A 21442-nucleotide genomic window follows, 5' to 3' on the forward strand; every position below is an offset into this window, starting at 1 on the left:
TCAGAACTCCGCGTCGAGCTCGTCGATCTCGTCCGGCTCCTGCTTCGCGGCCGCCACCCATTCCTTCATGGCCGGCAGCTCCATCACGCGCTTGCAGTACGCCGAGCACACGTTGTCGAGCGCCACGTCGTAGCTCAGGAAGCGCGTGACCACCGGCGCATACATCGCGTCAGCCATGCCCGGCTGCTTGCCGAACAGGAATGGGCCGCCATAGGCCTTGAGGCATTCACGCCAGATGGCAACGATGCGGTCGATGTCCGCCTGCGCGCGCGACCACACCTTGAAGTTCTTGAAATGAGCCTTGATGTTCATCGGCAACGCGCCGCGCATCGACGCAAAGCCGGAGTGCATCTCGCCACAGATGGCGCGGCAATGGGCGCGGGCCGCGATGTCGTCGGGCAGAAGGCCGGCCTTGGGCTTGATCTCGTTGAGGTACTCGCCGATGGCCAGCGTGTCCCACACCTTCACGCCGCCGTGCTGCAGGGAGGGCACCAGCATCGAGGAGGACAGCAGCAGCATCTCGGCCTTCATGGCCGGATCGTCGGGCGGAATGACCTTCTCGCTGAAGTCCAGCCCGGCCAGCCTGCACATCAGCCAGCCGCGCAGCGCCCACGCACCGTAGTTCTTGCTGCTGATGGTGAGAACGGGTTTGGCCATCTCGGAACTCTCCTTGGGCGTTGCGCCTTTGCCCTTGCCGCGTGCAAGCCCCATGCCATGCGGCTGGCCCGCAACTTGCCTGCGAAGAGCTCATGCTGTACCGGGCCTACCAGAACCAAGCCGACCTGCTCTCTCCGGCGCGGCTCGCGGCGCAATACCTGGCCAAGGCCCTGTGGCAGGAAGGCACGGAGCGCACCATATTGCGGCGCATGGCAGCCCAGTTCGAGGTGTTCTCGCGCATGCGGCTGACCCACACGCGGCCCGACTACGGCATCCACAGCGTGATGGTCGACGGTGCGGAAGTGACCGTGCACGAGGAGAAAGCCCTCGTCTCGCCCTTCGGCACCCTGCTGCATTTCCGCAAGGACACCGATGCGGTGCATCCGCCGGTGCTGCTGGCCGCACCGTTGTCGGGCCATTTCGCGACACTGCTGCGCGAAACCGTGCGCACCCTGCTGCGCGACCACGACGTGTACCTGACCGACTGGCACAACGCGCGCGATGTGCCGCTGTGGCACGGCGGCTTCGGCCTGGACGACTACACGCTGCAGCTCATCCGCTTCCTGGAGGCCGTGGGCCCGGGCGTACACATGGTCGCGGTATGCCAGCCCTGCGTGGCCGCGCTGGCCGCCACCGCGCTGATGGCCGAGGACGACAACCCCGCCACGCCGCGCAGCCTGACGCTGATGGCGGGCCCGGTCGACTGCCGCATCAACCCGACCGCCGTCAACAAGCTCGCCACCGAGCGGCCCATCGACTGGTTCCGGCGCAACCTGATCAGTCATGTGCCGTGGCCTCACGCCGGCATGATGCGGCGCGTGTACCCCGGCTTCCTGCAGCTCTCGGCCTTCATGAGCATGAACCCCGAACGGCACAAGAAGCAGTTCGAGGACATGTACAGCCACCTCGTCGAGGGCGACGTCGAGAAGGCCCGCACCATCGGCACCTTCTACGACGAGTACCTGGCCGTGAACGACCTGCCGGCCGAGTTCTACCTGGAAACCGTGGAGCGCGTGTTCCAGACCTACGACCTGCCGCGGGGCAGGCTCACCGTGGGCGAACGCACCGTGAACCCGGCAGCCATCCGCCGCACCGCGCTGCTCACGGTGGAAGGCGAGCGTGACGACATCTGCGCCGTCGGCCAGACAGTGGCGGCGCAAGACCTGTGCACCGGCATCCGGCCTTACATGAAGGCGCACCACCTGCAGGCCGGCGTGGGGCACTACGGCGTGTTCAGCGGCAGCAAGTGGAACGCGCAGATCTATCCGCGCGTACGCGAAACCATTCATGCCGCAGCCGAGCTGAACGGCTGAGAGGCCCCCTCCAATCTGGCAAAGGCCGTGAGGCCATTGTTTGCCCTTGCGCGCGGGCCTTCCTACACTCGGCCCCCATGCAACGCCAGCCAGTCATCCGCAGCACGCCGCGCGCAGTCTTCACTGCGCGGACGGCCGCAGGGTCGCACCAGACCCTCGCAGATCTCTGAGCCCGGCGGTCAGCCTCCCTCCCCTTCTTCAGCACCATTCATCGACCGCCGGGCCCAAGCCTCGCGCGGTAGCGCGCCCGAACGGGCGCGCCGCGCTTTCCCAAGCTGATTCCCTTGCCTGTCGCCAGCCGCTTCGACGTGGCCGGCGACCGGCTTTGTCATGCGGAAAGAACTCTGACGATGAACAACATCCAGTCGATCCTGGCGGTGACGGACCTGTCGGCGCACGGCCTGCGCACTGTGGTGCGCGCGGCCTCCATCGCGGCGGCGCACGGCGCGCTGCTGAAGATCATGTATGCGCCTGCGGCTTTCGCGGGCACTGCGAATGCCGATGCGGCGAGCGGCCTTGGCGCCGTGTGTCTCGAGGTGGCCGAGCGCTTCGGCATCCTGGTCAAGAAGATCGACGACACGCACGGGCGGCTCGAAGACGCCGCGCGCGAGGCGCGCTGGTGCGACCTCGTGGTGATAGGCGACGAGCCCGACCGCTCGCTCTCTGCCCTCTTCCGGGGCCAGCCCGCCGAACGGCTGCTGCGGGCGGCGCAGCGTCCCGTGCTGGTGACACGGCTGCACGCACAGCCCGGCGGCTACGCGCGCATCCTCGTCGCCATCGACCTCGTCGAGGAATCGCGTACCCTGGTCGACCTGGCTTGCGACTTCGACGACCAGGCCGACATCGAGCTGTTCCATGCCTTCACGCCCATGCACGAAGGCAAGCTGCGCTACGCGGATGTGTCGGCGCAGGCGATCGACGCCTACCGCCACGCTTGCGCCCGCCATGCACGCGAACGCATGCTGTGGCTGTCCGATGCGTCGAGCGCTCGCCGCAACCGCGTGGTGTCGTCGATCGGGCGCGGCGACCCTGCGCGGCAGGCGGCCGTCCAGCAGCAGTACACCGGGGCCGACCTGCTGGTGGTCGGCAAGCGCAGGCGCTCGGCCCTGACGGACTTCCTGCTCGGCAGCGTGGCGCTGCGCGTGCTGCGCTGGTCCACGGGCGACGTGCTCGTGGTGCCGCATGGCGTGCAGGCGCGGCATTCCCCGACGCTGGCGCAGAGGGGCACGGCATGACGTCGCTGGCGCTGCCATTCGCGTTCCTTCCCCTGCTGCCGGGCTGGCACCTCAAGCCGGCCGAACTGCGCATCGACGTCGATCCAGGCAAGGCCAGTCCCGCGGACACGCTCGCGCCCGTCCACGAACGCATGCGCGCCATGCACGACCGCCTGCAGGAGATGCCGGGCCTTGCACTCGGCGACCCCGGCCTGCGTGCACGCTTTCGCGAGGCCGACGGCGAGCTCTACGTCTACATCGAGGACCTGCGCCGCGACATGCTCGTCGGCTACACCGTGTTCAACCGGCTGATCGAGCTGAGCCGCAGGGCCGACCGCCACATCCGCGCACCGCATTCGCAATACCACCCGGCTTGGCAGCGACGCGGGCTGGCCTCCGCCGTCTATCGCTGGGCGCTGGGCCGGGGCATCTGCCTCATGAGCGGCGCGCGGCAGTCTCCGGGCGCGCATGCGCTCTGGCAGCGCCTGTCGCGCCACCACGAGGCCGGCTTCGCCGATCTGCGATGCAAGCAGCTGAGCTATCTGGGCCGCGAGGTCGCTGGTGCCACGCTCGATGCGCTGCACACGCGCATGTTCCTGCTAGGCGGGGGCTGGACGCTGGAGCGCTTCCGCCGAGAGACGCAGATGGGTTAGAGCCTCAGCGCCGCGTCCGCACGCCCTTGCCGCTCACGCGCCGCACCGTCGCCTCGCCGGCCTGTGGCAGCCGCTCGCGCAGGAAGGCGATGAGTTCCTGCGCCACCACGTTGCGCATCGGCCCCGGCAGGTAGGCCAGCACCACTCGGCGCTCGACGCGCGGCTTCAGCAGCGGCACAACCGCCAGTTCAGGATCGCGCAGCGACGAGGTGTAGAGACGCGGCATCAGCCCCAGCGCCTGCCCGCCGCGCACCAGCGCGTAGAGCGTCTCGGAGTAGCTCACGCGATAAGGCTGCGGTCCCTGCGCGAACTGCGCGCGCGCCGGGTTGCCCAGCGCCGGCATGCTGCCGCTTTCGAAGAGCACCAGCCGCTCCTTGCCGATGGCCTCCCAACTGGCATCGCCGGCCGCCGCCAGCGGATGGTCGCGTCGCACCACCAGTACCAGCGGGTCGCGGAACAGGTCGATGCAGGTCAGCCCGCCGGGCGGCTCGGTGATGGCGGCCACCGCCATGTCGATCTGGCCGCTGCGCAGCTCGGCCAGCAGCGTGTTCGACGGGGCATCGCGCCAGGACAGCTCCACCTCGCGATGGCCGTCCTGCAGGAATTCGCTGGCAGCGGCCGCCACCCGCGCGCTGGCCGAGGGAATCACGCCGATGCGCACATAGGCCCGGCCGCGCTGCACGGTGCTTTCGATGTCGCGCAGCGCCACCTCGAAGGTGTTGACCAGGAAGTCGGTGCGCGCGAGCACCTCGGCACCGACCGGCGTGAGTTCGAGCCGGTGGGTTGAGCGCGTGAGCAACTCGGCACCGAGCAGCTTCTCCATCTGCTTGATGGCGTTGCTCAGGGCCGGCTGCGTGATGGCCAGCCGCCGCGCGGCCCGGCCGAACTGGCCTTCTTCCACCAGCACCGAGAAGAACTGCAGCTGGCGCAGCGTGAGCGCGCGCAGGGGCAAGGCGGCCATGGCAAGTCCCGGTTATTGATTCATTGAATCAAATTATAGAAATTCAAAATTTTCCTTATGGGCGTGCCATTACTAGACTGCCCGCCATGATCAGCCCTACCCACGCGCCCCTCACGCTGGAGGCGATGCTGCATGCGATGCCCAAGGCCGAGCTGCACTGCCACCTGTTCGGCACGGTGCGCCACGAGACCTTCAAGCAACTCAACCAGCGCGCCGGTTCGCCGCTGGCAAGCGACGAAATCGAGGGCTTCTACACGCGCGGCGAAAAGCCGGTCGGCGTGCTGCGGGTGCTGCGCGCGCTCGACGCCCAGCTGGTGCGCAGCGCGGGCGACATTTACCAGCTCACGTTCGAATACCTGCAGGACGCGGCCTCGCACAACGTGCGCCATGCCGAGTTCTTCTGGAACCCGACCGGCACGGTGCACGAGTCGGGCATCGCCTACCCGCTCGCGCAGGGCGCCATCGTCCGCGCCATACACGACGCGAAGCAGGAATTCGGCATCGACGGCCGCCTCATTGCCGCCATCGACCGCGAGGCCAGCCCAGAGGCGGCCGTGGAGATGGTCGAATGGGTCAAGGCCCACCGTTGCGACGAAGTGATCGGCATCGGCATCGACTACCGCGAGGTCGACCGTCCGCCAGAGATGTTCGCCCAGGCCTATGCCGAGGCGAAGAAGGCCGGCCTGAAGACCACCGCGCACGCCGGCGAGTTCGGCATGCCCTGGACCAACGTGCTCACCGCGCTCGACGACTTGCAGGTCGACCGCATCGATCACGGCTATACGGTGGTCGACCAGCCCGACTACGCACGGCAATGCGCCGAGCGCGGCGTGATCTTCACCGTGGTGCCCACCAACTCGTACTACCTGCGCACCCTGCCGCCCGAGCGATGGGCGCTGGACCACCCCATCCGCCGCATGCCCGGCCTGGGCCTGCGCATCCACCCCAACACCGACGACCCGACGCTGCACAAGGTCACGCCCACGCAGGCCTGGCTGATGATGGTGCGCGACTTCGGCTTCGGCCTGGACGACCTGCGCGGCTTCATGCTCAACGGCCTCGACGGCGCGTGGATCGACGACGCGCAGCGCCGCGAATGGCGCACGCAATGGAGCGCCGAGTTCGACGCGCTGCGCGCACGCCTCGACACCGGACCCGCCCACACCAACCACGAATGACCCACGCCATGAACACGCCCCGCCGCCTGCTTCTCGCCGCCGCCCTCTGTGCGGCCCTGCCCACCGCCGCCCTCGCGCAGGCCTGGCCCTCGGCCAAGCCCATCACGCTGATCGTTCCCTTCACAGCCGGGGGCAGCGTGGACGTGAACGCGCGCCTGGTGGCCCAGCGCCTCGGCGAGCGGCTCAAGCAGTCGGTGGTGGTCGAGAACGTGGCCGGCGCGGGCGGCGCCATCGGCGTGGCCAAGGCCGTGAACGCGGCGCCCGACGGCTACACGCTGGTGGCCGGCCCCGACAGCGCCATCGCCATCGGCAAGCTGGTGAACCCCTCGGCTTTCCGCTTCGACCCGCTGAAGGACCTGGCACCGGTGGGCATGCTCAACACCGCGCCGATGGTGCTGGTGGCACGGCCCGGCCTCGAGGCCCAGACCTTCTCCGACTTCGTGAAGCTGGCCAAGGCCAAGCCTGGCAAGTACAACTACGCGACCTCGGGCGTGGGCACCGTGCTGCAGCTGGCCATGGAACTGCTGAAGGAACGCAGCGGCATCTTCGTCACCCATGTGCCCTACCGCGGCGGCGCGCAGATCGCCACCGACGTGATCGGCGAGCAGGTCGACCTGGCGATGCTGGTGAGCACCAGCGCCATCCCGCACGTGAACGGCAAGCGACTGAAGGCACTGGGCATCACCGGCACCAAGCGGCTGGCCGCGCTGCCCAACGTGCCCACCTTCGACGAAATGCCCGGCCTCAAGGGCTTCGACATGGTGAGCTGGACCGGCATCTTCGCGCCCGCGAAGACGCCGCCGGCCGTGGTCGCGCAGATCAACCAGGAACTCAACGCGGTGCTGCAGGAAGAAGGCGTGCGCAGCAAGCTCGTGGAGCAAGGCGCGCTGCCGGGCAGCGGCACGCCCGAGTCCTTCGCGAAGTTCGTGCAGGCCGAGTACGCACGCAACCAGAAGATCGTGCAGACCGCCAACATCAAGGAGTGAGCCTGTGAAGAAGACCCTGCCCATGCTGTCCCGCCGAGCCCTACTGGGCGCATCCGCCGCCGGCCTCGCGGGCATGGCCTTCGCACAGAGCCCGAGCCCGGTCGAACTGGCACAGGCGCTCGCCGGCACGCCCGCCACCCGGCTCCCACCTGTGACGAGCAAGCGCCAGGTCATCATCGACACCGACCCCGGCCAGGACGACGCCATCGCCCTGCTGATGGCCATGGCCGCCACCGACCGGCTCGACATCAAGGCGCTGACCGTGAGCGTGGGCAACCTGCCGCTCGCGGTGACCGAGAAGAACGCGCGCATCGTGCGCGACTGGGCCAACCGGCCAGAGATTCCGGTCTATGCCGGCTATCCGCGCCCGCTGGTGCGCGAACCCATCTTCGCCGACGACGTGCACGGCAAGACCGGCATGGAAGGCCCGACGCTGCACGAGCCGCGCGGCCCGCTGGAGCCGAAGCACGCGGTGCAGTACATCATCGAGACGCTGCGCGCCGCGCCGCCGAAGAGCATCACGCTCGTGGGCCTGGGGCCGCTCACCAACTTCGCGGCCGCGCTCAACTCGGCGCCCGACATCAAGCCGGCCATTGCCGAGATCGTGGTGATGGATGGCTCCTGGGGCGTGGGCGGCAACATCACGCCGGCAGCCACCTTCAACGTGTATGCGGACCCCGAAGCCGCGTCGATCGTGTTCCGCAGCGGCGTGCCGGTGACGGCCATGTCGCACGACGCGGCCCGCCGCGTGCTGCTGACGCCCGAGCGCATCGTGCCCTTCCGCGCCATGCGCAACAACGCCGGCAAGGTGGTGGCGGACATCTTCGATTCGATGATGGCCTACGGCCTGCGCCGCCGGGGCGTGGCGGTCGGGCCGATCTACGACCCGTGCGTGATCGCGTACCTGCTGAAGCCCGAGCTCTTCAAGGGCGCGAAGGTGAGCGTGGATGTGGAGACGAAGGGCGAGTTCACGACCGGCGCGACGGTGGTCGACTTTCGCGGCTACAACCGCCGCACGCCCAATACGCTGTGGATCAGCGAGGCCGATACCGAGGGCTTCTACGCCCTGCTGCAGGCGCAGATCGCGCGGCTGCCCTGAGCGGGGCCCGCCGCGCAAGGGGAGGCAGGCAGATCAGCCGGCCTTTTCGTCTTCTTCCGGCCAGTCGCGGATGTAGGCCTTGAGCATCTTGTTCTCGAAGTTCTGGCTGTCCACCACGGCCTTGGCCACGTCGTAGAAGCTGATCACGCCCATCAGCATGCGCTTGTCCATCACGGGCATGTAGCGCGCGTGGCGCTCCAGCATGATGCGGCGGATCTCGTCGAGGTCGGTTTCCAGCGTGCAGGTGACGGGGGCGTCGTCCATGGCCTTGCGGACCTGCGTGGTGCCGACCTGGCCGCCGTTGCCGACGATGGTCACGATCACCTCGCGGAAGGTGAGCATGCCGACCAGGTCGCCGTGCTCCATGACCACCAGCGAACCGATGTCCTTTTCCGCCATCGTCTTGGCGGCTTCTGCCAGCAGGTCGTCTGGTGTGATGGTGAAGAGCGTATTGCCCTTGACGCGAAGGATGTCGCTGACTTTCATCGTGTGCTCCTCTCGAACTCGATCTCGGCTATCTGGGCGGGCTTGACGTTTTTGAATATAGCCCACAATCGACGCCGACCTGAGCGCCCCTGTCGCGCATGCATGAATTGCAGGCGTAACGAGGCTTTGCCAGGAGACAACAGCTCAGACCCAGAAAGGCCCTCATGCCCGGATATTCCGACCCCGGTTTCGACACCCTCGCGCTGCATGCCGGCGCCGCGCCCGACCCCGCCACCGGCGCGCGGGCGGTGCCGATCCACCTGACCACCTCCTTCGTCTTCGAATCGAGCGACCACGCGGCCGCCCTCTTCAACCTGGAGCGCGCCGGCCACGTGTACTCGCGCATCAGCAACCCGACCAACGCGGTGCTGGAGCAGCGCGTGTCGGCGCTCGAAGGCGGCATCGGCGCCATCGCCACCGCCAGCGGGCAGGCGGCGCTGCACCTGTCGGTGGCCACGCTGATGGGCGCGGGCTCGCACATCGTGGCCAGCACGGCCCTGTACGGCGGCTCGCAGAACCTGCTGCACTACACGATGCGCCGCTTCGGCATCGAGACCACCTTCGTGAAGCCCGGCGACCTCGACGGCTGGCGCGCCGCGGTACGGCCCGAGACCAAGCTCTTCTTCGGCGAGACCGTGGGCAACCCCGGGCTCGACGTGCTCGACATCCCGGCTGTGGCCGACATCGCGCACGAGGCCGGCGTGCCGCTGCTGGTCGATTCCACGCTCACCTCGCCCTACCTGATCAAGCCCTTCGACTGGGGCGCCGACCTGGTCTACCACTCGGCGACCAAATTCCTGTCGGGTCACGGCACCGTCATCGGCGGCGTGGTGGTCGACGGCGGCAGTTTCGACTGGGAGAAATCCGGCAAGTTCGCCGAGCTGACGCAGGCCTACGACGGCTTCCACAACATGGTCTTCAGCGAGGAAAGCACCGTCGGAGCTTTCCTGCTGCGCGCCCGCCGCGAGGGCCTGCGCGACTTCGGCGCCTCCATGAGCCCGCACACGGCATGGCTCATATTGCAGGGCATCGAGACGCTGCCGCTGCGCATGGAACGCCACATCGACAGCACGCAGAAGGTGGTCGAGTTCCTCGCGAGCCACCCCTTCGTGTCGCGCGTGGGACACCCGCTGATCGAATCGCATCCGAGCCATGCGCTTGCGCAGAAGCTGCTGCGCCACGGCGCGCGCGGCGCCGGTGCGGTGTTCAGCTTCGACATCAAGGGCAGCCGCGCGCAGGGCAAGGCCTTCATCGAGACGCTGAAGATCTTCAGCCACCTGGCCAACGTGGGCGACTGCCGCAGCCTGGTGATCCACCCCGCGAGCACCACGCACTTCCGCATGACCGACGAGGCGCTGGCGGGCGCGGGCATCTCGCAGGGCACGATCCGCCTCTCGATCGGCCTCGAAGACCCGGCCGACCTGATCGACGACCTGAAGCGCGCCCTGAAGGCCGCGGAAAAGGCGGGTGCCTGACATGAACTACACCGTCAACGGCCACACCACCTACTGCTACACCGGCGGCAAGCCCTTCGACGCGGCGAAGCCCACGGTCGTCTTCGTCCACGGCGTGCTGAACGACCACAGCGTGTGGATCCTGCAGAGCCGCTGGTTCGCCAACCACGGCTGGAACGTGCTCGCGGTCGACCTGCCCGGCCACTGCAAGAGCGAAGGCCCGCCGCCGGCCAGCGTGGAAGAGGCGGCGCAGTTCGTCATCGCGCTGCTCGACGCGGCCGGCGTGCAGAAGGCCGCGCTGGTCGGCCACAGCTTCGGCTCGCTGATCGCGCTGGAAGCAGCCTCGCGTGCGCCGGAGCGCGTGACGCACCTCGCGATGGTCGGCACGGCCTACCCGATGGTGGTGTCGCCCGCGCTGCTCGAAAGCTCGGTGAGCGACCCGCAGCGCGCCATCACCATGGTCAACACCTTCTCGCACTCGCTGCTGGCACCGCCGCCCTCCTCGCTCGGCCCGGGCACCTGGCTCTACGGCAGCTCGCGCGCGCTGATGCGCCGCGTGCTCGCGAGCAACCGCGAGGCGAACGTGTTCCACATCGGCTTCAAGGCCTGCAACGACTACGCCAACGGCGAAGCCGCGATGGAGAAGGTGCAGTGCCCGGTGCTCTTCCTGCTCGGCGACGCCGACCAGATGACGCCGCCGCGCGCCACCAAGGCACTGGTGGGCAAGGCGCGCAACGCCAAGTCGGTGACGGTGCACGCCGGCCACGCGCTGATGAGCGAAGCGCCCGACGCGGTGCTGTTCGCGCTGCGCGACTTCGTGTCGTCCTGACCTACTCAGCCGCGATCCCCGCGCGGTGGGCAAGCGCCCGATAGCGCGAGATCTCGCCTTCCATCTGCGCCCGGAATGCCGCGGCGCCGATGGCCACCGGCTCCATGCCCTGCGTGCGCAGTTGCGCCTGCAGCACCGGGTTGCCCATGGTCGCCACCACCGTGCGGGCGAGCTTGTCGATCACCGGAGCCGGCGTGCGCGCCGGCGCCGCGAAGCCGTACCAGGCATCGAAAGTAGCGTCGGGCAGGCCCTGCTCGGCCAGCGTGCGCACCTCGGGCAGCATGCTGGAGCGCGTCGCGCCCACGATGCCGAGCGCGCGCAGCTTTCCCGCGCGCACGTGCGGCGCCACGGAAGCCACGGTGTCGATGCCGATCTCGATCTCGCCGCCGATCACCGCCATCGCGCCCTGGCTGCTGCCCTTGTACGGAATATCCTGAAGCTGGATGCCCGCCGCCAGTGCGAACAGCTCGCCCGCCAGGTGCGGCCCCGAGCCCGAGCCGAATGTGGCGTAGCGGATGCTCTTCGGCTTCGCCTTTGCCGCCGCAATGAGCTCGGGCAGCGACTGCCACGGCGTGCCCTTGCCCACCACAAGCACCAGCGGCGTGCGCGCCACGATGGCGATGGGCGCGAGATCGCGCACCGTGTCGTAGGGCAGCTTCGCGCGCAGGGCCGGGTTGACGCTGAAGCTGGTGGAGCCCGAAAGCAGCAGCGTGTAGCCGTCCGGCGCTGCCTTGGCCACCGCGTCGGTGCCGATGATGGTGGAGGCGCCGGGCTTGTTGTCGATCACGATGGGCTGGCCCAGGTGCTCCGACAGCGTCTGCCCCATCGCGCGCGCCACGAGGTCGGTGCCACCGCCCGGCGGGAAAGGAACGACCAGCCTGATCGGATGATCGGGCCACGCCCCCTGGGCGAAAGCGGGCGCATGGGCGCCCAGCACGGCGGAGGCGGAAAGCAGCAGGCCGAATCGGCGGCGGGAAATGGCGAGGCTCATGGTGCGTGTCAGGAAGAAGAGGAAACGGATTGCGGCAGCCGGCCGGCGGCCCACGGCGCGAGGCCCGGCTCGCCCAGGTCCCAGTAAAGGCCGGCCATGATCTGCAGGCCCTCGCGCGCCAACGGCGCGAGCAGGTGCTCGTTGGGCGCGTGCTGCGCGCAGGCGGGGTACGAATGCGGCACCCAAAGCGTGGGCAGCCCCAGCAGGTCGGCGAACACGTCGTTGGGCAGCGAGCCGGCGAGGTTGGGCAGCAGGTCGAGGCGCTGGCCGCTGCTTTCCTCGATGGACCGGCGCGCCCAACCCACCCACGGGTTCTCGACGTCGAGCCGCGTCGCGGCGCCGGTCAGCGTGACCTGCACCTCGACCTGCTCGAAGCCATGCGCATCGAGGTGGGCGCGCACGATCTTCTCCAGGTCCTGCCACGGCGTGCCGACCACGAAGCGCAGCTGGCAGTGCGCCACGGCCTCCGAAGGAATCGCGTTGACGGGCCGCTGCGGCGAACCCGCGCCGAGCGCCAGCACCTCGATGGTGTTCCAGGCCACCAGCCGCTCGGCTGCGCTCAGGCCGGGCTCGCCCCAGCCCTCGTCGACCTCGGGATCGTCCGCGCCGCCGCCAATGGCGATGCCGGCCAGCGCATCGCGCACGGCCTGCGTGACCGGCGGCGGGCGCAGTGCTTCCACGAGGATGCGACCCTGCGCATCCACCAGCGAGGCCACCGCATGGCTGACGACCGTGCCCGGATTGACCAGCACGCCGCCCCAGTTGCCCGAGTGGTAGCCACGCGGCCGGGCGCGCAGCCGCAGGCTGAAGTTGACCGCGCCGCGCGAACCGAGGAACAGCATGGGCCGCGCCGCACTCACGCGCGGGCCGTCGCTGGCGATGAACAGGTCGGCGCGCAGCTTGTCGCGCTGCTGCGCGCATACCGCGTGCAGGCCGGGCGAGGCGGCCTCCTCGCCCATCTCGACGAGCCAGGTCACGTTGTAGCCGAGGCGTCCGCCGCGTGCCTCCAGCGCCGCCGCGAGGCCGCCGAGGTTGATGCTGTGCTGGCCCTTGTTGTCGGCCGTGCCTCGCCCGTACCAGCGCTCGCCGCGCACGGTCAGCGTCCACGGGGCCAGGCCTTCCTGCCACTGCGCGTCCTGCCCGCTGACCACGTCGCCGTGGCCGTAGGTCATCACGGTGGGCAGGGACGAGTCTTCGATGCGGCGCGCGATGAGGAACGGCCCGCCGCCCGGCTCCGGATTGGCGATCACCTCGCAGGCGAAGCCGAGGGCCGCTAGCGGCGGGATCATTTCCTCGCGCAGGTAGGCCTCCAGCGCGGGCGTGGCGGCGCCGGTGTCGCTCTCGGTGCGAAAGGCGACGCGGCGCTGGAGGTCGGCGAAGAAGTTGCCTGCATCGAAGTAGGCGGCAGCAGCGGCGAGGCTGTCCGTGCGTTGCATGAAGGGGTTCCTTGTCTTTCTGTCCGTCGGGAGAGCAAGTACAAGGCCTGAAGGCCGATGCTTCCAGCATCGTTTTGGCAAGCTACCATTGCCTTGAAGGCAATACTTCGAGCTCCGCCATGACGCTACCGCTCCTCAGCATCCCGATGCGGCACTTCCTCGAAGTGGCGCGCAGCGGCTCGGTCAACCAGGCTGCCGCCCGGCTGTTCGTAGCCTCGTCGGCGGTGAGCCGGCAGATCGCCAAGCTGGAAGACAGCCTGGGCACGCCCCTCTTCGAGCGACACGCGCGCGGCATGGCGCTCACCGCCGCCGGCGAGCGGCTGGCCGCGCACCTGCGCAATGCGCAGCTCGACATCGAGCAAGTGGTGGAGCAGGTGCGCGACCTCGGCGGACAGAGCGCGCGACGCATCCGCATGGCCTGCACCGAAGGCTTCGCGGGGCACTTCATGCCGTTGGTGATGCGCAGCTTCGAGTCGGTGAACCCGGGCTGCCAGCTCGAACTGCACGTGGGCTCACCCGATGGCGTGAGTGCGCTGCTGGCGCGCGGCGAGACCGACATTGCGCTCAAGTACGTGGTCGCGCCCGAGCCCGGCCTGAAGATCGAGCATTCGGCCACCGCGCCGGTGTACGCGGTGCTGCGACCCGATCATCCGCTGGCGCGCCAGCGCGTGGTGTCGGTGGCCGATGCGGTGCGCTATCCGCTGGCCGTGGGCGACAAGGGCGTGACCGCGCGCCAGCTGTTCGACCAGGCCTGCAGCCTGCAGGGGCTGCAGTACCACGCGCTCTTCGTGAGCAATTTCTCGTCAGTGCTGCTGCCGCTGCTGCGCACGCCTGACGTGATGCTGTCGGGCCTGCTCACCGTGATGCATCTGATCGATGCGGGCACCGTGGTGGCAAGACCGTTTGCGGAAGCTCCGCTGCAGCAACGCCAGCTGCAGGTGCTGGCGCTCGAAGGCCGCACGCTGCCGCCGCTGGCGCAGGACTTCGTGCGGCACCTCGTGGGCGCAATCGCCAGTGCGGGCCGGCGCAAGCTGGGGCGGGCGCGGGCCGCTGCCTGAAGCAGCGGCTCAACCCAGCGCGTTGATGTCCGCCGGGTCGAGGATCGGCTTCGGCGCGCCGTTGCGCGCCACGGCCAGCATCGCGCGGCCGATCTTCTCGGTGGTCGTCACCCTGTTCGGCCACAGGCTGTGCGCCAGCCCCAGCAAGGGCTTGAGCACGACGATCGCCGCGTCGTACAGCGGCGTCTTCGAGCGGATGCCGTGCAGCGGCTGGATCATGCCGGGGCGGAACATGTAGGCGGCCTTGAACGGCAGGCGCAGCAGCGCGTTCTCGGTAGCGCCCTTCACGCGCGCCCACATGCTGCTGCCGCGCTCGCTGCTGTCGGTGCCGACGCCAGTCACGTAGGTGAAGGTCATGCCCGGGTTGAGCCGCGCGAGCACGGTAGCGGCGGCCAGCGTCAGGTCGTAGGTGATGCGCTTGTACTCGGGCTCCTTCATGCCCACCGAGGACACGCCGAGGCAGAAGAAGCAGGCGTCGAAGCCCTGCAGCTGCGATTCGATGGCGCCGTAGTCGTACATGTCCTTGTGGACCAGGTCGCGCAGCTTCGGGTTCTGCTGCCCCGTGGGGTTGCGGCCGACCGCGACGACGCTTTCCACATCCGGAGCCAGCAGGCACTCGCGCAGCACGCCCTGCCCCACCATGCCGGTGGCGCCGAAGATCAGGACTTTCATGGGAAGAGGCTCCGGTCAGACCGTGAAGACGGTCGGCTTCTTGTTGAGCACGGCGAGCAGCAGGTCGACATCGAGGCTCGAGGGCTTCGGCGGCTGCAGCGCGGAGAGCATGCGCGACAGCGTTTCAGCGTGCGGCAGCAGCGGTCCGAGGAAGCGCGTGCCGTCGGCGCCGGCGACCAGAAGGGTCGGGAAGGTCTCGACGTCGAAGGCGTCGGCGATGTCGGCGTGGTCCTCGATGTCGACCCATGCGAAGCGGAACTGCGGATGCGCGCGCGCCACCTCTTCGAGCAGCGGCCGGTAGTCGCGGCAGGTGCCGCACCATTCGGCGCAGAGGCAGACGACCCACGGCGCATCGCTGCCGGCCGGATCGACGGATTCAGGGGTGCTGGGAAGAGCGCTCAAGGCTGATGCGTCGGTGGTGTGATCGGAAGGCCGGGGTGGTGCGGCCGGAAGGTCGTGGCTATTATGGACAAAGCCCCCATTCCACGAGATCCGACGGGATCCGGGGGATACAGGAGACCCTCGATGAACACCACGACTGCCTCGGGATCTGCCGTCGATCCGCGCCAATTCAAGAGCTTTGCGGAGTTCTATCCCTTCTACCTGACCGAGCACGCCAACATCACCTGCAGGCGGCTGCACTTCACGGGCTCGACGATCTCGCTGTTGTGCCTGGTGGCGCTGGTGGTCACGCTCAACCCGCTGTGGCTGCTGGCCGGGCTGGTGGCGGGCTACGGCTTCGCCTGGGTCGGACATTTCGGCTTCGAGAAGAACAAGCCCGCCTCGTTCAAGCGGCCGCTCTATTCCTTCATGGGCGACTGGGCGATGTACCGGGATATCTGGCTCGGCAGGGTAAAGATCTAGATCAGGAGCACGTCACCCAGCCTCAGCGAGCGCAGCGGCCCCTTCTGCCACAGGTCCTCAAGCGGCTCGGCCTGCGGCATCAGCAGTTCCTTCAGCAGCGGCTCGATGGGCGTCGAAGGGTCGGCGAGCAGCACGTAGCGCGGGTCTTCGTTGGCGGGCTCTTCGGCCAGCGGCGCGATCCAGTCGAGCGCCACCAGCGTCTCGAGCACCGGCGCGAGCTGCAGCGCATCGACGCGCATGCGTGTCACCAGTTCGGTCCCGCCCATGCCCTTGGCCGGCGTGGCCTGCGCACGGGCAAGGTGCTGCAGCGTTTCCATTGCCAGCTGCAGGGGCCAGCCTGCGGTGCCGCCGCGCCGCGCAACTCCCGTGAGCAGGCTCGGCAGGTAGGCCGCGATGACCGCGCCCAGCAGCACGATCACCCAGGCCACGTAGATCCACACCAGCAGGATCGGCACCGTGGCGAAGGCGCCGTAGAGCACCGAGTACGTCGGCACCAGGCTCAGGTAGTAGGCCAGCACCCGCTTGGCGATCTCGATGGCGGCGGCCACGAAGATGCCCCCGGCCCACGCATGCGACCAGCGCACGTTGGTGTTGGGCACGTAGTGATACAGCGAGGCCATGCCCACCGCGAGCAGCGCGAACTCGAAGGTGTCGAAGAAGAGCTTCACCATGCCGCGCCCCACCACGTCGCTGGTGGCCGAGACCACGTACGAGGTGGTCGACAGGCTCACCGCGAGGATGACCGGCCCCAGCGTGATGGCCGCCCAGTAGATGAGCACCCGCTGCGCGAAGGGCCGCGGCGAGCGCACGCGCCAGATGTTGTTGAGCGTCTTGTCGATGGTGAGGATCAGCGCGATGGCGGTGATCAGCAGCACGACCAGGCCCGCGATGCCCAGCCCGCTGGCCTTGCTCGCGAACTGGTTGAGGTAGCCCAGCACCTGCCGCGCGATGTTGTCGGGAATCAGGCTCTCGATGAGCCAGCGCTGCAGGCGGCCCTGCATGGTCGCGAACATCGGAAACACGGTGAAGAGCGCCAGAGCCACCGTGAAGAACGGCACCATCGCGATGGTGGTGGTGAAGGTCAGGCTGCTGGCCGTGAGTCCGAGCCGGTCTTCGCGGAAACGCTCGCCCAGCACCGCTGCCGTGTTGCGCCATGGGAAGCGCGAAAGATCCCTCCAGAGCTGCCTGCGATTCATGGCCGGTATCATGCCATCCGCTCTTTTCGTCGCCGCTGGCCATCTGCCGGGCGCCTCTCCTCTTCGCCGCCCATCGTGTCCGCCACTCCGCTCCCGCCCTCCTCCGTTCGCGCGACCCGCTGGGCCGCCGTGGGCAGCCTCGTCGGCCTCATCGTGCTGGGCCTCGCGTGGGAGCTGTGGCTGGCGCCGCTTCGCCCGGGCGGCTCGCTGCTGGCGCTGAAGGTGCTGCCGCTCGTCATTCCGCTCGCGGGCCTGTGGAAGAACCGCATGTACACCTACCGCTGGGTCAGCCTGATGATCTGGCTCTATTTCACCGAAGGCGTGGTGCGCGCCTGGAGCGACACCAACGGCGTGGGCCAGGTGCTCGCGCTGATCGAGGTGCTGCTGTGCCTCGTGCTCTTCGCCGCCTGCGCATGGCATGTGCGGCTTCGTCTGCGCCACGCCAAGAACGCTGCCCGCCAACTGGAGGCTTCCGCCCAATGACCACTGCTGCATCTTCTTCTGCTTCTGCCCTCATCGATCAACTGCGCGCCATCGTCGGCGCATCGCACGTGCTCAACGAGGGCGACCTCACCGCCTACGAGCAGGACTGGCGCAAGCGCTCGCGAGGCAAGTCGCTGGCCGTGGTGCGTCCGGCCAACACGCAGCAGGTGGCCGACGTGGTCAAGGCCTGCGCGGCGGCCGGCACCGCCGTCATTCCGCAGGGCGGCAACACCGGCCTCGCGGTCGGCTCCATTCCGGACGACAGCGGCACGCAGGTGGTGCTGAGCCTGCAGCGCCTGAATGCGATCCGCACGATCGACGCCGCCAACCTCACGATGACGGTCGAGGCCGGCTGCATCCTCCAGACGCTGCAGGAGACCGCCGAGAAGCAGGGCTTCCTGTTCCCGCTGAGCCTCGCGGCCGAAGGCAGCTGCACCATCGGCGGCAACCTCGCGACCAACGCGGGCGGCACGCAAGTCGTGCGCTACGGCAACACGCGCGAGCTGTGCCTGGGCCTGGAAGTGGTCACGCCGCAGGGCGAGATCTGGGAAGGCACCAGCGGCCTGCGCAAGGACAACACGGGCTACGACCTGCGCGACCTGTTCGTCGGCAGCGAAGGAACGCTGGGCATCATCACCGCCGCGACCATGAAGCTCTACCCGCTGCCGGCCGCGCAGCTCACGGCCTGGGCCGCGGTGCCCTCGCTCGACCATGCGGTGACGCTGCTTGGCCTCGCGCACAAGCACCTGGGCCCGGGCCTCACCGGCTTCGAGGTGATGGGCAAGTTCGCGCTGAGCCTTGTCGACAAGCACATGCCGCAGCTGCGCGTGCCCTTCGTCGGTGACGAGGCCGTGCCCTATTGCGTGCTGCTGGAGAACTCCGACAGCGAATCCGAAGACCACGCCCGCGCGCGCTTCGAGGCGCTGCTCGAAACCGCCTTCGAGGACGGCTGCGTGACCGACGCGGTGGTGGCCGAGAACCTCACGCAGGCGCACCAGCTGTGGCACATCCGCGAGAGCATTCCGCTGGCGCAGGCCGAGGAAGGGCTGAACATCAAGCACGACATCTCTATCCCGGTGTCGCGCATCCCGGCCTTCGTGGAAGAAACCGACGCGCTGCTGGCGCGCGAAATCGCCGGCGTGCGGCTGGTCAACTTCGGCCACCTGGGCGACGGCAACCTGCACTACAACGTGCAGGCGCCGGAGAACATCGACACCAGGGCCTTCCTGAAGAACGAGGAAGAGCGCATCAACACGCTGGTGTACGACGCGGTCGAGAAGTTCGGCGGCTCGTTCTCGGCCGAGCATGGCGTGGGCTCGCTCAAGGTCGACAAGCTCGAGAAGCACAAGTCGCCGGTGGCGCTGGAGATGATGCGGGCGATCAAGCGCGGGCTCGATCCGAAGAACATCCTGAATCCGGGGCGAGTGATCCGGGTCTAGCCTGCCCGGCGGCCCGCGTTCGGTCGGGCTCGCTCTTCCCCGACGCCAGGCGGCCGGTCGATCCGTGACGCGCCACAGTCATGTCTTGCGCTAACAATTCGGTGATACACTCCAATAAGAATAGTTCTTATTCACCCATCCCCGAGATCTTCAAAGCCAGGCGCCTCCGCGGCCCGCTCGCCTCTTCCCATGCGGAAGTCGGGGCGGTCTTGCCGGTGCGTTCGGGCAAGCAGGCCCGGGGTCCATCGTCGATGCTTGCGAGAAGGCTGCCGGATGCGCGACCTCGTCCAGGAACTTGTAGCTCACTATGCGGACTTGCGCCGGCAGCTCACTCGCGACCTGAGAGATCCGCACTACGCGGCCGACATCGCGCAGTCGAGCTTCGAGCGGGTCTACGCGGCGGCCCTCAAGTCGCGCGGCGGCAATCGCGGCGATGCCCTGTCGGACCTGCAGGAAGCGAATGCCATCGAATCGCCTCGCGCCCTGCTGTTTCGCGTGGCGCGCAACCTGTGCGTCGACGACGCGCGCCGGCGCAAGGTCGCCCAGGAATGGGCCGGCACGCATGCGGGCATCGGCACGCACCAGACGGCACAGTCCAGCGAATACGTCGTGGCCCAGCAACGGGTTTTGGCGCGGGTGGTCGAAACCATGGAGCAACTGCCGCCGCGCCGACGCGAGGTGTTCCTGCTGTTCCGCGCCTACGGCCACACGCGCCTTGAAATTGCGCAGCGGCTGAACATCACCGAGATGGCCGTGGCCAAGCATCTGTTGCGCGCCACCATCGACTGCTCGCGCGCATTCGCCGAGTTGCGTTCGGAACTGATCGAACCCCAGGTCGTGCTGAGCCGGCAGGGCTTCGACGCGGCGCTGGCCGAAGACTTCTCGTGAACGGCGGCAGCATGGCGGCCGGCGCTCCTCCGCGCGAACGACTGATCGAGCGCGCGCTCGCGCTAATCGTCGAAGGCGAGATCGCGCCCGGCGAGGCCGCGGGCCGAGCCCGCGCGCTGCTCGACCAGTGGCGCAGCAAATCGGTGGAACACGCGGCAGCCGTGCAGGAAGCGCGCGAGCGTTGGGACGCACTGGGCGGCATGGCGAGCGACCTGCGCGCGCACTTCGACGAACCCGAAACCACGCTGATGGCCAATGCCGCAGCAGCCGCTGCCACCGCATCGACGCACCGCCAGCAGCGCCGCAAGATGCTGCTTTCGTTCGCGGCCTTCCTGGGCACCGGATTGGTCGCTGGCCGGGGCGTGCAGTGGTACTGGCAGCAACCCGTGTTTCGCGCGGCCTACGAAACCCGGACCGCGCAGATGCTGAAGGTGACGCTGACCGACGGCCGTGGCGATTCGCCAGGCAGCCAGCTCGACCTGGCGCCGCAGAGCGCGATCGACGTGGCGCTCTATCGCCAGCGCCGCACCGTCGAGATGGCGCACGGCGAAGTGCGCTTCGAGGTGGCGCGCGACGCGGACCGCCCCTTCGAGGTACGTACGCGCGGCGCCAGCATCGAGGTGGTCGGCACGGCATTCACGGTACGCGACCGTGGCGGCCCGGTCACCGTGGGCGTGGAGCACGGCCATGTGCGCGTGCGCGTATCGCCGCGTGCCGGGTCCGCCGGCGCGGAAGCGGAAGTGATCGACCTGCGCTTGGGCGAGTTGCTGGAAATCCAGGACGGCCACGCTGCCGCGGTGAGGCAAACGGACACCGCCGCCCTGTCAGCATGGCGCAACGGTTGGCTGGTGTTCGAGAACACGCCGCTCGGCGACGCGCTGGCCGCTGTCAACAGCTACCGCGCACGGCCCATCGTCAGCACGAATTCGCGCATCGACGCGATGCGGCTCTCGGGCCGCTTCCGCACCAACGATTCCGACGGCCTCGTGGCCGTGCTGCCGACGATCCTGCCCCTTGCCACCGAGCCACGGCCGGACGGCAGCGTGGCCCTGAAAGTGCGCTGAGCAAGCCCTTTCTTCAGCTTCAGGCGCCGGGTATGCCCCCGACAGGGTGCCCCGACTGCAGCAGGCCCCATTCCGCCAGCGCGATGTCGAGCGCGCGCAGGTGACAGGGCGCCTTCCCCAGCCATTGCGCCAACTGCTCGGTGTTCTGCAAGGTCGGCGAAGCGTGCATGCAGGCAAAGAGCGACGCCGCGGTGCGGACGCACTCGTCGGGCACGAGAGTGCGCGTGGCCGGCCCTCCGTGCTTCATTCGAGTCCACCCGTGGGCGGGTGAAAGTTCCTGCGGCGGTTGACGACCAGCGCGGCACCCGCCAGCGCCCAGAGACGCAGGGCACGGTCGAACGCGGGCGGATGCGCCTCGTCTTCGCGCAGCCAGTGCGTCAATTTCAACGCACCCGTGCGGCATGGGTTCTCTCTGAGGTCCATGTAGAGACGCCATGCGGTTTCCTCGGCGGACGGAGCCTCCGGATGGGTTTGCGGGGCCACTGCTACTCCAGGCGCTGTGCTGTTGATTCGGGATGACG

The 21442-nt window shown here is 68.6% G+C and carries 24 protein-coding genes; 14 read left to right on the plus strand and 10 right to left on the minus strand.

Annotated elements, in window-relative coordinates; genetic code table 11:
• Window positions 1-657 (minus strand): glutathione S-transferase, encoded by a 657-nt coding sequence (locus EJO71_RS27085; RefSeq protein ID WP_125951746.1) that lies wholly within the window; start codon window positions 655-657, stop codon window positions 1-3.
• A gap of 92 nt (window positions 658-749) precedes the next feature.
• On the opposite strand from EJO71_RS27085, the gene phaZ reads away from it, so the two are divergent.
• From phaZ to EJO71_RS27100, 3 genes are all read left to right on the plus strand, one after another.
• Entirely contained in the window at window positions 750-1970 is a 1221-nt protein-coding gene (gene phaZ / locus EJO71_RS27090) for a polyhydroxyalkanoate depolymerase (protein WP_125951747.1), read from the plus strand.
• A 350-nt stretch (window positions 1971-2320) separates the two neighbouring features.
• Entirely contained in the window at window positions 2321-3205 is an 885-nt protein-coding gene (locus tag EJO71_RS27095; RefSeq protein ID WP_125951748.1) for a universal stress protein, read from the plus strand.
• Window positions 3202-3837: an N-acetyltransferase gene (locus EJO71_RS27100; RefSeq protein WP_125951749.1), complete on the plus strand. Its 636-nt coding sequence runs from the start codon at window positions 3202-3204 to the stop codon at window positions 3835-3837. Before EJO71_RS27095 ends, EJO71_RS27100 begins: the two co-directional genes overlap by 4 nt.
• A gap of 4 nt (window positions 3838-3841) precedes the next feature.
• Here EJO71_RS27100 and EJO71_RS27105 read toward each other — a convergent pair whose 3' ends face one another.
• Window positions 3842-4798 (minus strand): LysR family transcriptional regulator, encoded by a 957-nt coding sequence (locus tag EJO71_RS27105; RefSeq protein WP_125951750.1) that lies wholly within the window; start codon window positions 4796-4798, stop codon window positions 3842-3844.
• An 86-nt stretch (window positions 4799-4884) separates the two neighbouring features.
• Here EJO71_RS27105 and add point away from each other — a divergent pair, with 86 nt between their 5' ends.
• From add to EJO71_RS27120, 3 genes are read left to right on the plus strand one after another with little or no spacing between them, the layout of a single operon-like run.
• Window positions 4885-5976: an adenosine deaminase gene (add, locus tag EJO71_RS27110; protein WP_171022577.1), complete on the plus strand. Its 1092-nt coding sequence runs from the start codon at window positions 4885-4887 to the stop codon at window positions 5974-5976.
• An 8-nt stretch (window positions 5977-5984) separates the two neighbouring features.
• A complete protein-coding gene (locus EJO71_RS27115) occupies window positions 5985-6962 on the plus strand; it encodes a tripartite tricarboxylate transporter substrate binding protein (RefSeq protein WP_164546912.1) in 978 nt (325 codons plus the stop codon).
• Between the two features lie 22 nt (window positions 6963-6984).
• Window positions 6985-8061 carry a nucleoside hydrolase gene (locus tag EJO71_RS27120; RefSeq protein WP_164546917.1) on the plus strand — a complete coding sequence of 359 codons (1077 nt, stop codon included), beginning with the start codon at window positions 6985-6987 and terminating at the stop codon, window positions 8059-8061.
• Window positions 8062-8094: 33 nt separating this feature from the next.
• On the opposite strand, the gene EJO71_RS27125 is transcribed toward EJO71_RS27120, so the two are convergent.
• On the minus strand, window positions 8095-8547 hold the full coding sequence (locus EJO71_RS27125; RefSeq protein ID WP_125951753.1) for a CBS domain-containing protein: 453 nt from the start codon (window positions 8545-8547) through the stop codon (window positions 8095-8097).
• A 164-nt stretch (window positions 8548-8711) separates the two neighbouring features.
• Here EJO71_RS27125 and EJO71_RS27130 point away from each other — a divergent pair, with 164 nt between their 5' ends.
• Window positions 8712-10022: an O-acetylhomoserine aminocarboxypropyltransferase gene (locus EJO71_RS27130; protein WP_093209576.1), complete on the plus strand. Its 1311-nt coding sequence runs from the start codon at window positions 8712-8714 to the stop codon at window positions 10020-10022.
• Window position 10023: 1 nt separating this feature from the next.
• On the plus strand, window positions 10024-10830 hold the full coding sequence (locus tag EJO71_RS27135; RefSeq protein WP_125951754.1) for an alpha/beta hydrolase: 807 nt from the start codon (window positions 10024-10026) through the stop codon (window positions 10828-10830).
• 1 nt (window position 10831) lies between these two features.
• On the opposite strand, the gene EJO71_RS27140 is transcribed toward EJO71_RS27135, so the two are convergent.
• Entirely contained in the window at window positions 10832-11821 is a 990-nt protein-coding gene (locus tag EJO71_RS27140; protein WP_125951755.1) for a tripartite tricarboxylate transporter substrate binding protein, read from the minus strand.
• 8 nt (window positions 11822-11829) lie between these two features.
• The gene (locus EJO71_RS27145; RefSeq protein ID WP_125951756.1) at window positions 11830-13257 is read right to left on the minus strand and encodes a M20 family metallopeptidase; all 1428 of its coding nucleotides are present in this window, start codon (window positions 13255-13257) and stop codon (window positions 11830-11832) included.
• A gap of 119 nt (window positions 13258-13376) precedes the next feature.
• Between EJO71_RS27145 and EJO71_RS27150 the strand changes: the two genes are divergently transcribed.
• Entirely contained in the window at window positions 13377-14315 is a 939-nt protein-coding gene (locus EJO71_RS27150; protein WP_125951757.1) for a LysR family transcriptional regulator, read from the plus strand.
• A gap of 9 nt (window positions 14316-14324) precedes the next feature.
• Here EJO71_RS27150 and EJO71_RS27155 read toward each other — a convergent pair whose 3' ends face one another.
• Both EJO71_RS27155 and EJO71_RS27160 read right to left on the minus strand, forming a co-directional pair.
• Window positions 14325-14987, minus strand: coding sequence for an NmrA family NAD(P)-binding protein (locus EJO71_RS27155; protein WP_125951758.1), 663 nt, complete (start codon window positions 14985-14987; stop codon window positions 14325-14327).
• Between the two features lie 15 nt (window positions 14988-15002).
• Window positions 15003-15389: a thioredoxin family protein gene (locus tag EJO71_RS27160; protein WP_125951759.1), complete on the minus strand. Its 387-nt coding sequence runs from the start codon at window positions 15387-15389 to the stop codon at window positions 15003-15005.
• 123 nt (window positions 15390-15512) lie between these two features.
• On the opposite strand from EJO71_RS27160, the gene EJO71_RS27165 reads away from it, so the two are divergent.
• Window positions 15513-15851 carry an Mpo1-like protein gene (locus EJO71_RS27165; protein WP_125951760.1) on the plus strand — a complete coding sequence of 113 codons (339 nt, stop codon included), beginning with the start codon at window positions 15513-15515 and terminating at the stop codon, window positions 15849-15851.
• Here the strand turns inward: EJO71_RS27165 and EJO71_RS27170 are convergent.
• The gene (locus EJO71_RS27170) at window positions 15848-17059 is read right to left on the minus strand and encodes a YihY family inner membrane protein (protein ID WP_125951761.1); all 1212 of its coding nucleotides are present in this window, start codon (window positions 17057-17059) and stop codon (window positions 15848-15850) included. The genes EJO71_RS27165 and EJO71_RS27170 overlap by 4 nt on opposite strands.
• 60 nt (window positions 17060-17119) lie before the next feature.
• Here EJO71_RS27170 and EJO71_RS27175 point away from each other — a divergent pair, with 60 nt between their 5' ends.
• From EJO71_RS27175 to EJO71_RS27190, 4 genes are all read left to right on the plus strand, one after another.
• Window positions 17120-17530: a DUF2069 domain-containing protein gene (locus tag EJO71_RS27175; protein ID WP_125951781.1), complete on the plus strand. Its 411-nt coding sequence runs from the start codon at window positions 17120-17122 to the stop codon at window positions 17528-17530.
• A complete protein-coding gene (locus EJO71_RS27180) occupies window positions 17527-18969 on the plus strand; it encodes an FAD-binding oxidoreductase (protein WP_125951762.1) in 1443 nt (480 codons plus the stop codon). The genes EJO71_RS27175 and EJO71_RS27180 overlap by 4 nt, the downstream gene beginning before the upstream one ends.
• Window positions 18970-19242: 273 nt before the next feature.
• Window positions 19243-19857, plus strand: coding sequence for an RNA polymerase sigma factor (locus EJO71_RS27185; RefSeq protein WP_125951763.1), 615 nt, complete (start codon window positions 19243-19245; stop codon window positions 19855-19857).
• Entirely contained in the window at window positions 19854-20921 is a 1068-nt protein-coding gene (locus EJO71_RS27190) for a FecR domain-containing protein (RefSeq protein ID WP_206169054.1), read from the plus strand. Before EJO71_RS27185 ends, EJO71_RS27190 begins: the two co-directional genes overlap by 4 nt.
• 19 nt (window positions 20922-20940) lie before the next feature.
• Here the strand turns inward: EJO71_RS27190 and EJO71_RS27195 are convergent, their stop codons facing one another.
• Window positions 20941-21168 carry a hypothetical protein gene (locus EJO71_RS27195; protein ID WP_125951764.1) on the minus strand — a complete coding sequence of 76 codons (228 nt, stop codon included), beginning with the start codon at window positions 21166-21168 and terminating at the stop codon, window positions 20941-20943.
• A complete protein-coding gene (locus EJO71_RS27200; protein ID WP_125951765.1) occupies window positions 21165-21404 on the minus strand; it encodes a hypothetical protein in 240 nt (79 codons plus the stop codon). The genes EJO71_RS27195 and EJO71_RS27200 overlap by 4 nt, the downstream gene beginning before the upstream one ends.
• Window positions 21405-21442 lie beyond the last annotated feature (38 nt).

Origin of the sequence: Variovorax sp. 679, from assembly GCF_003952185.1 — a bacterium.
Lineage (GTDB): Bacteria > Pseudomonadota > Gammaproteobacteria > Burkholderiales > Burkholderiaceae_C > Variovorax.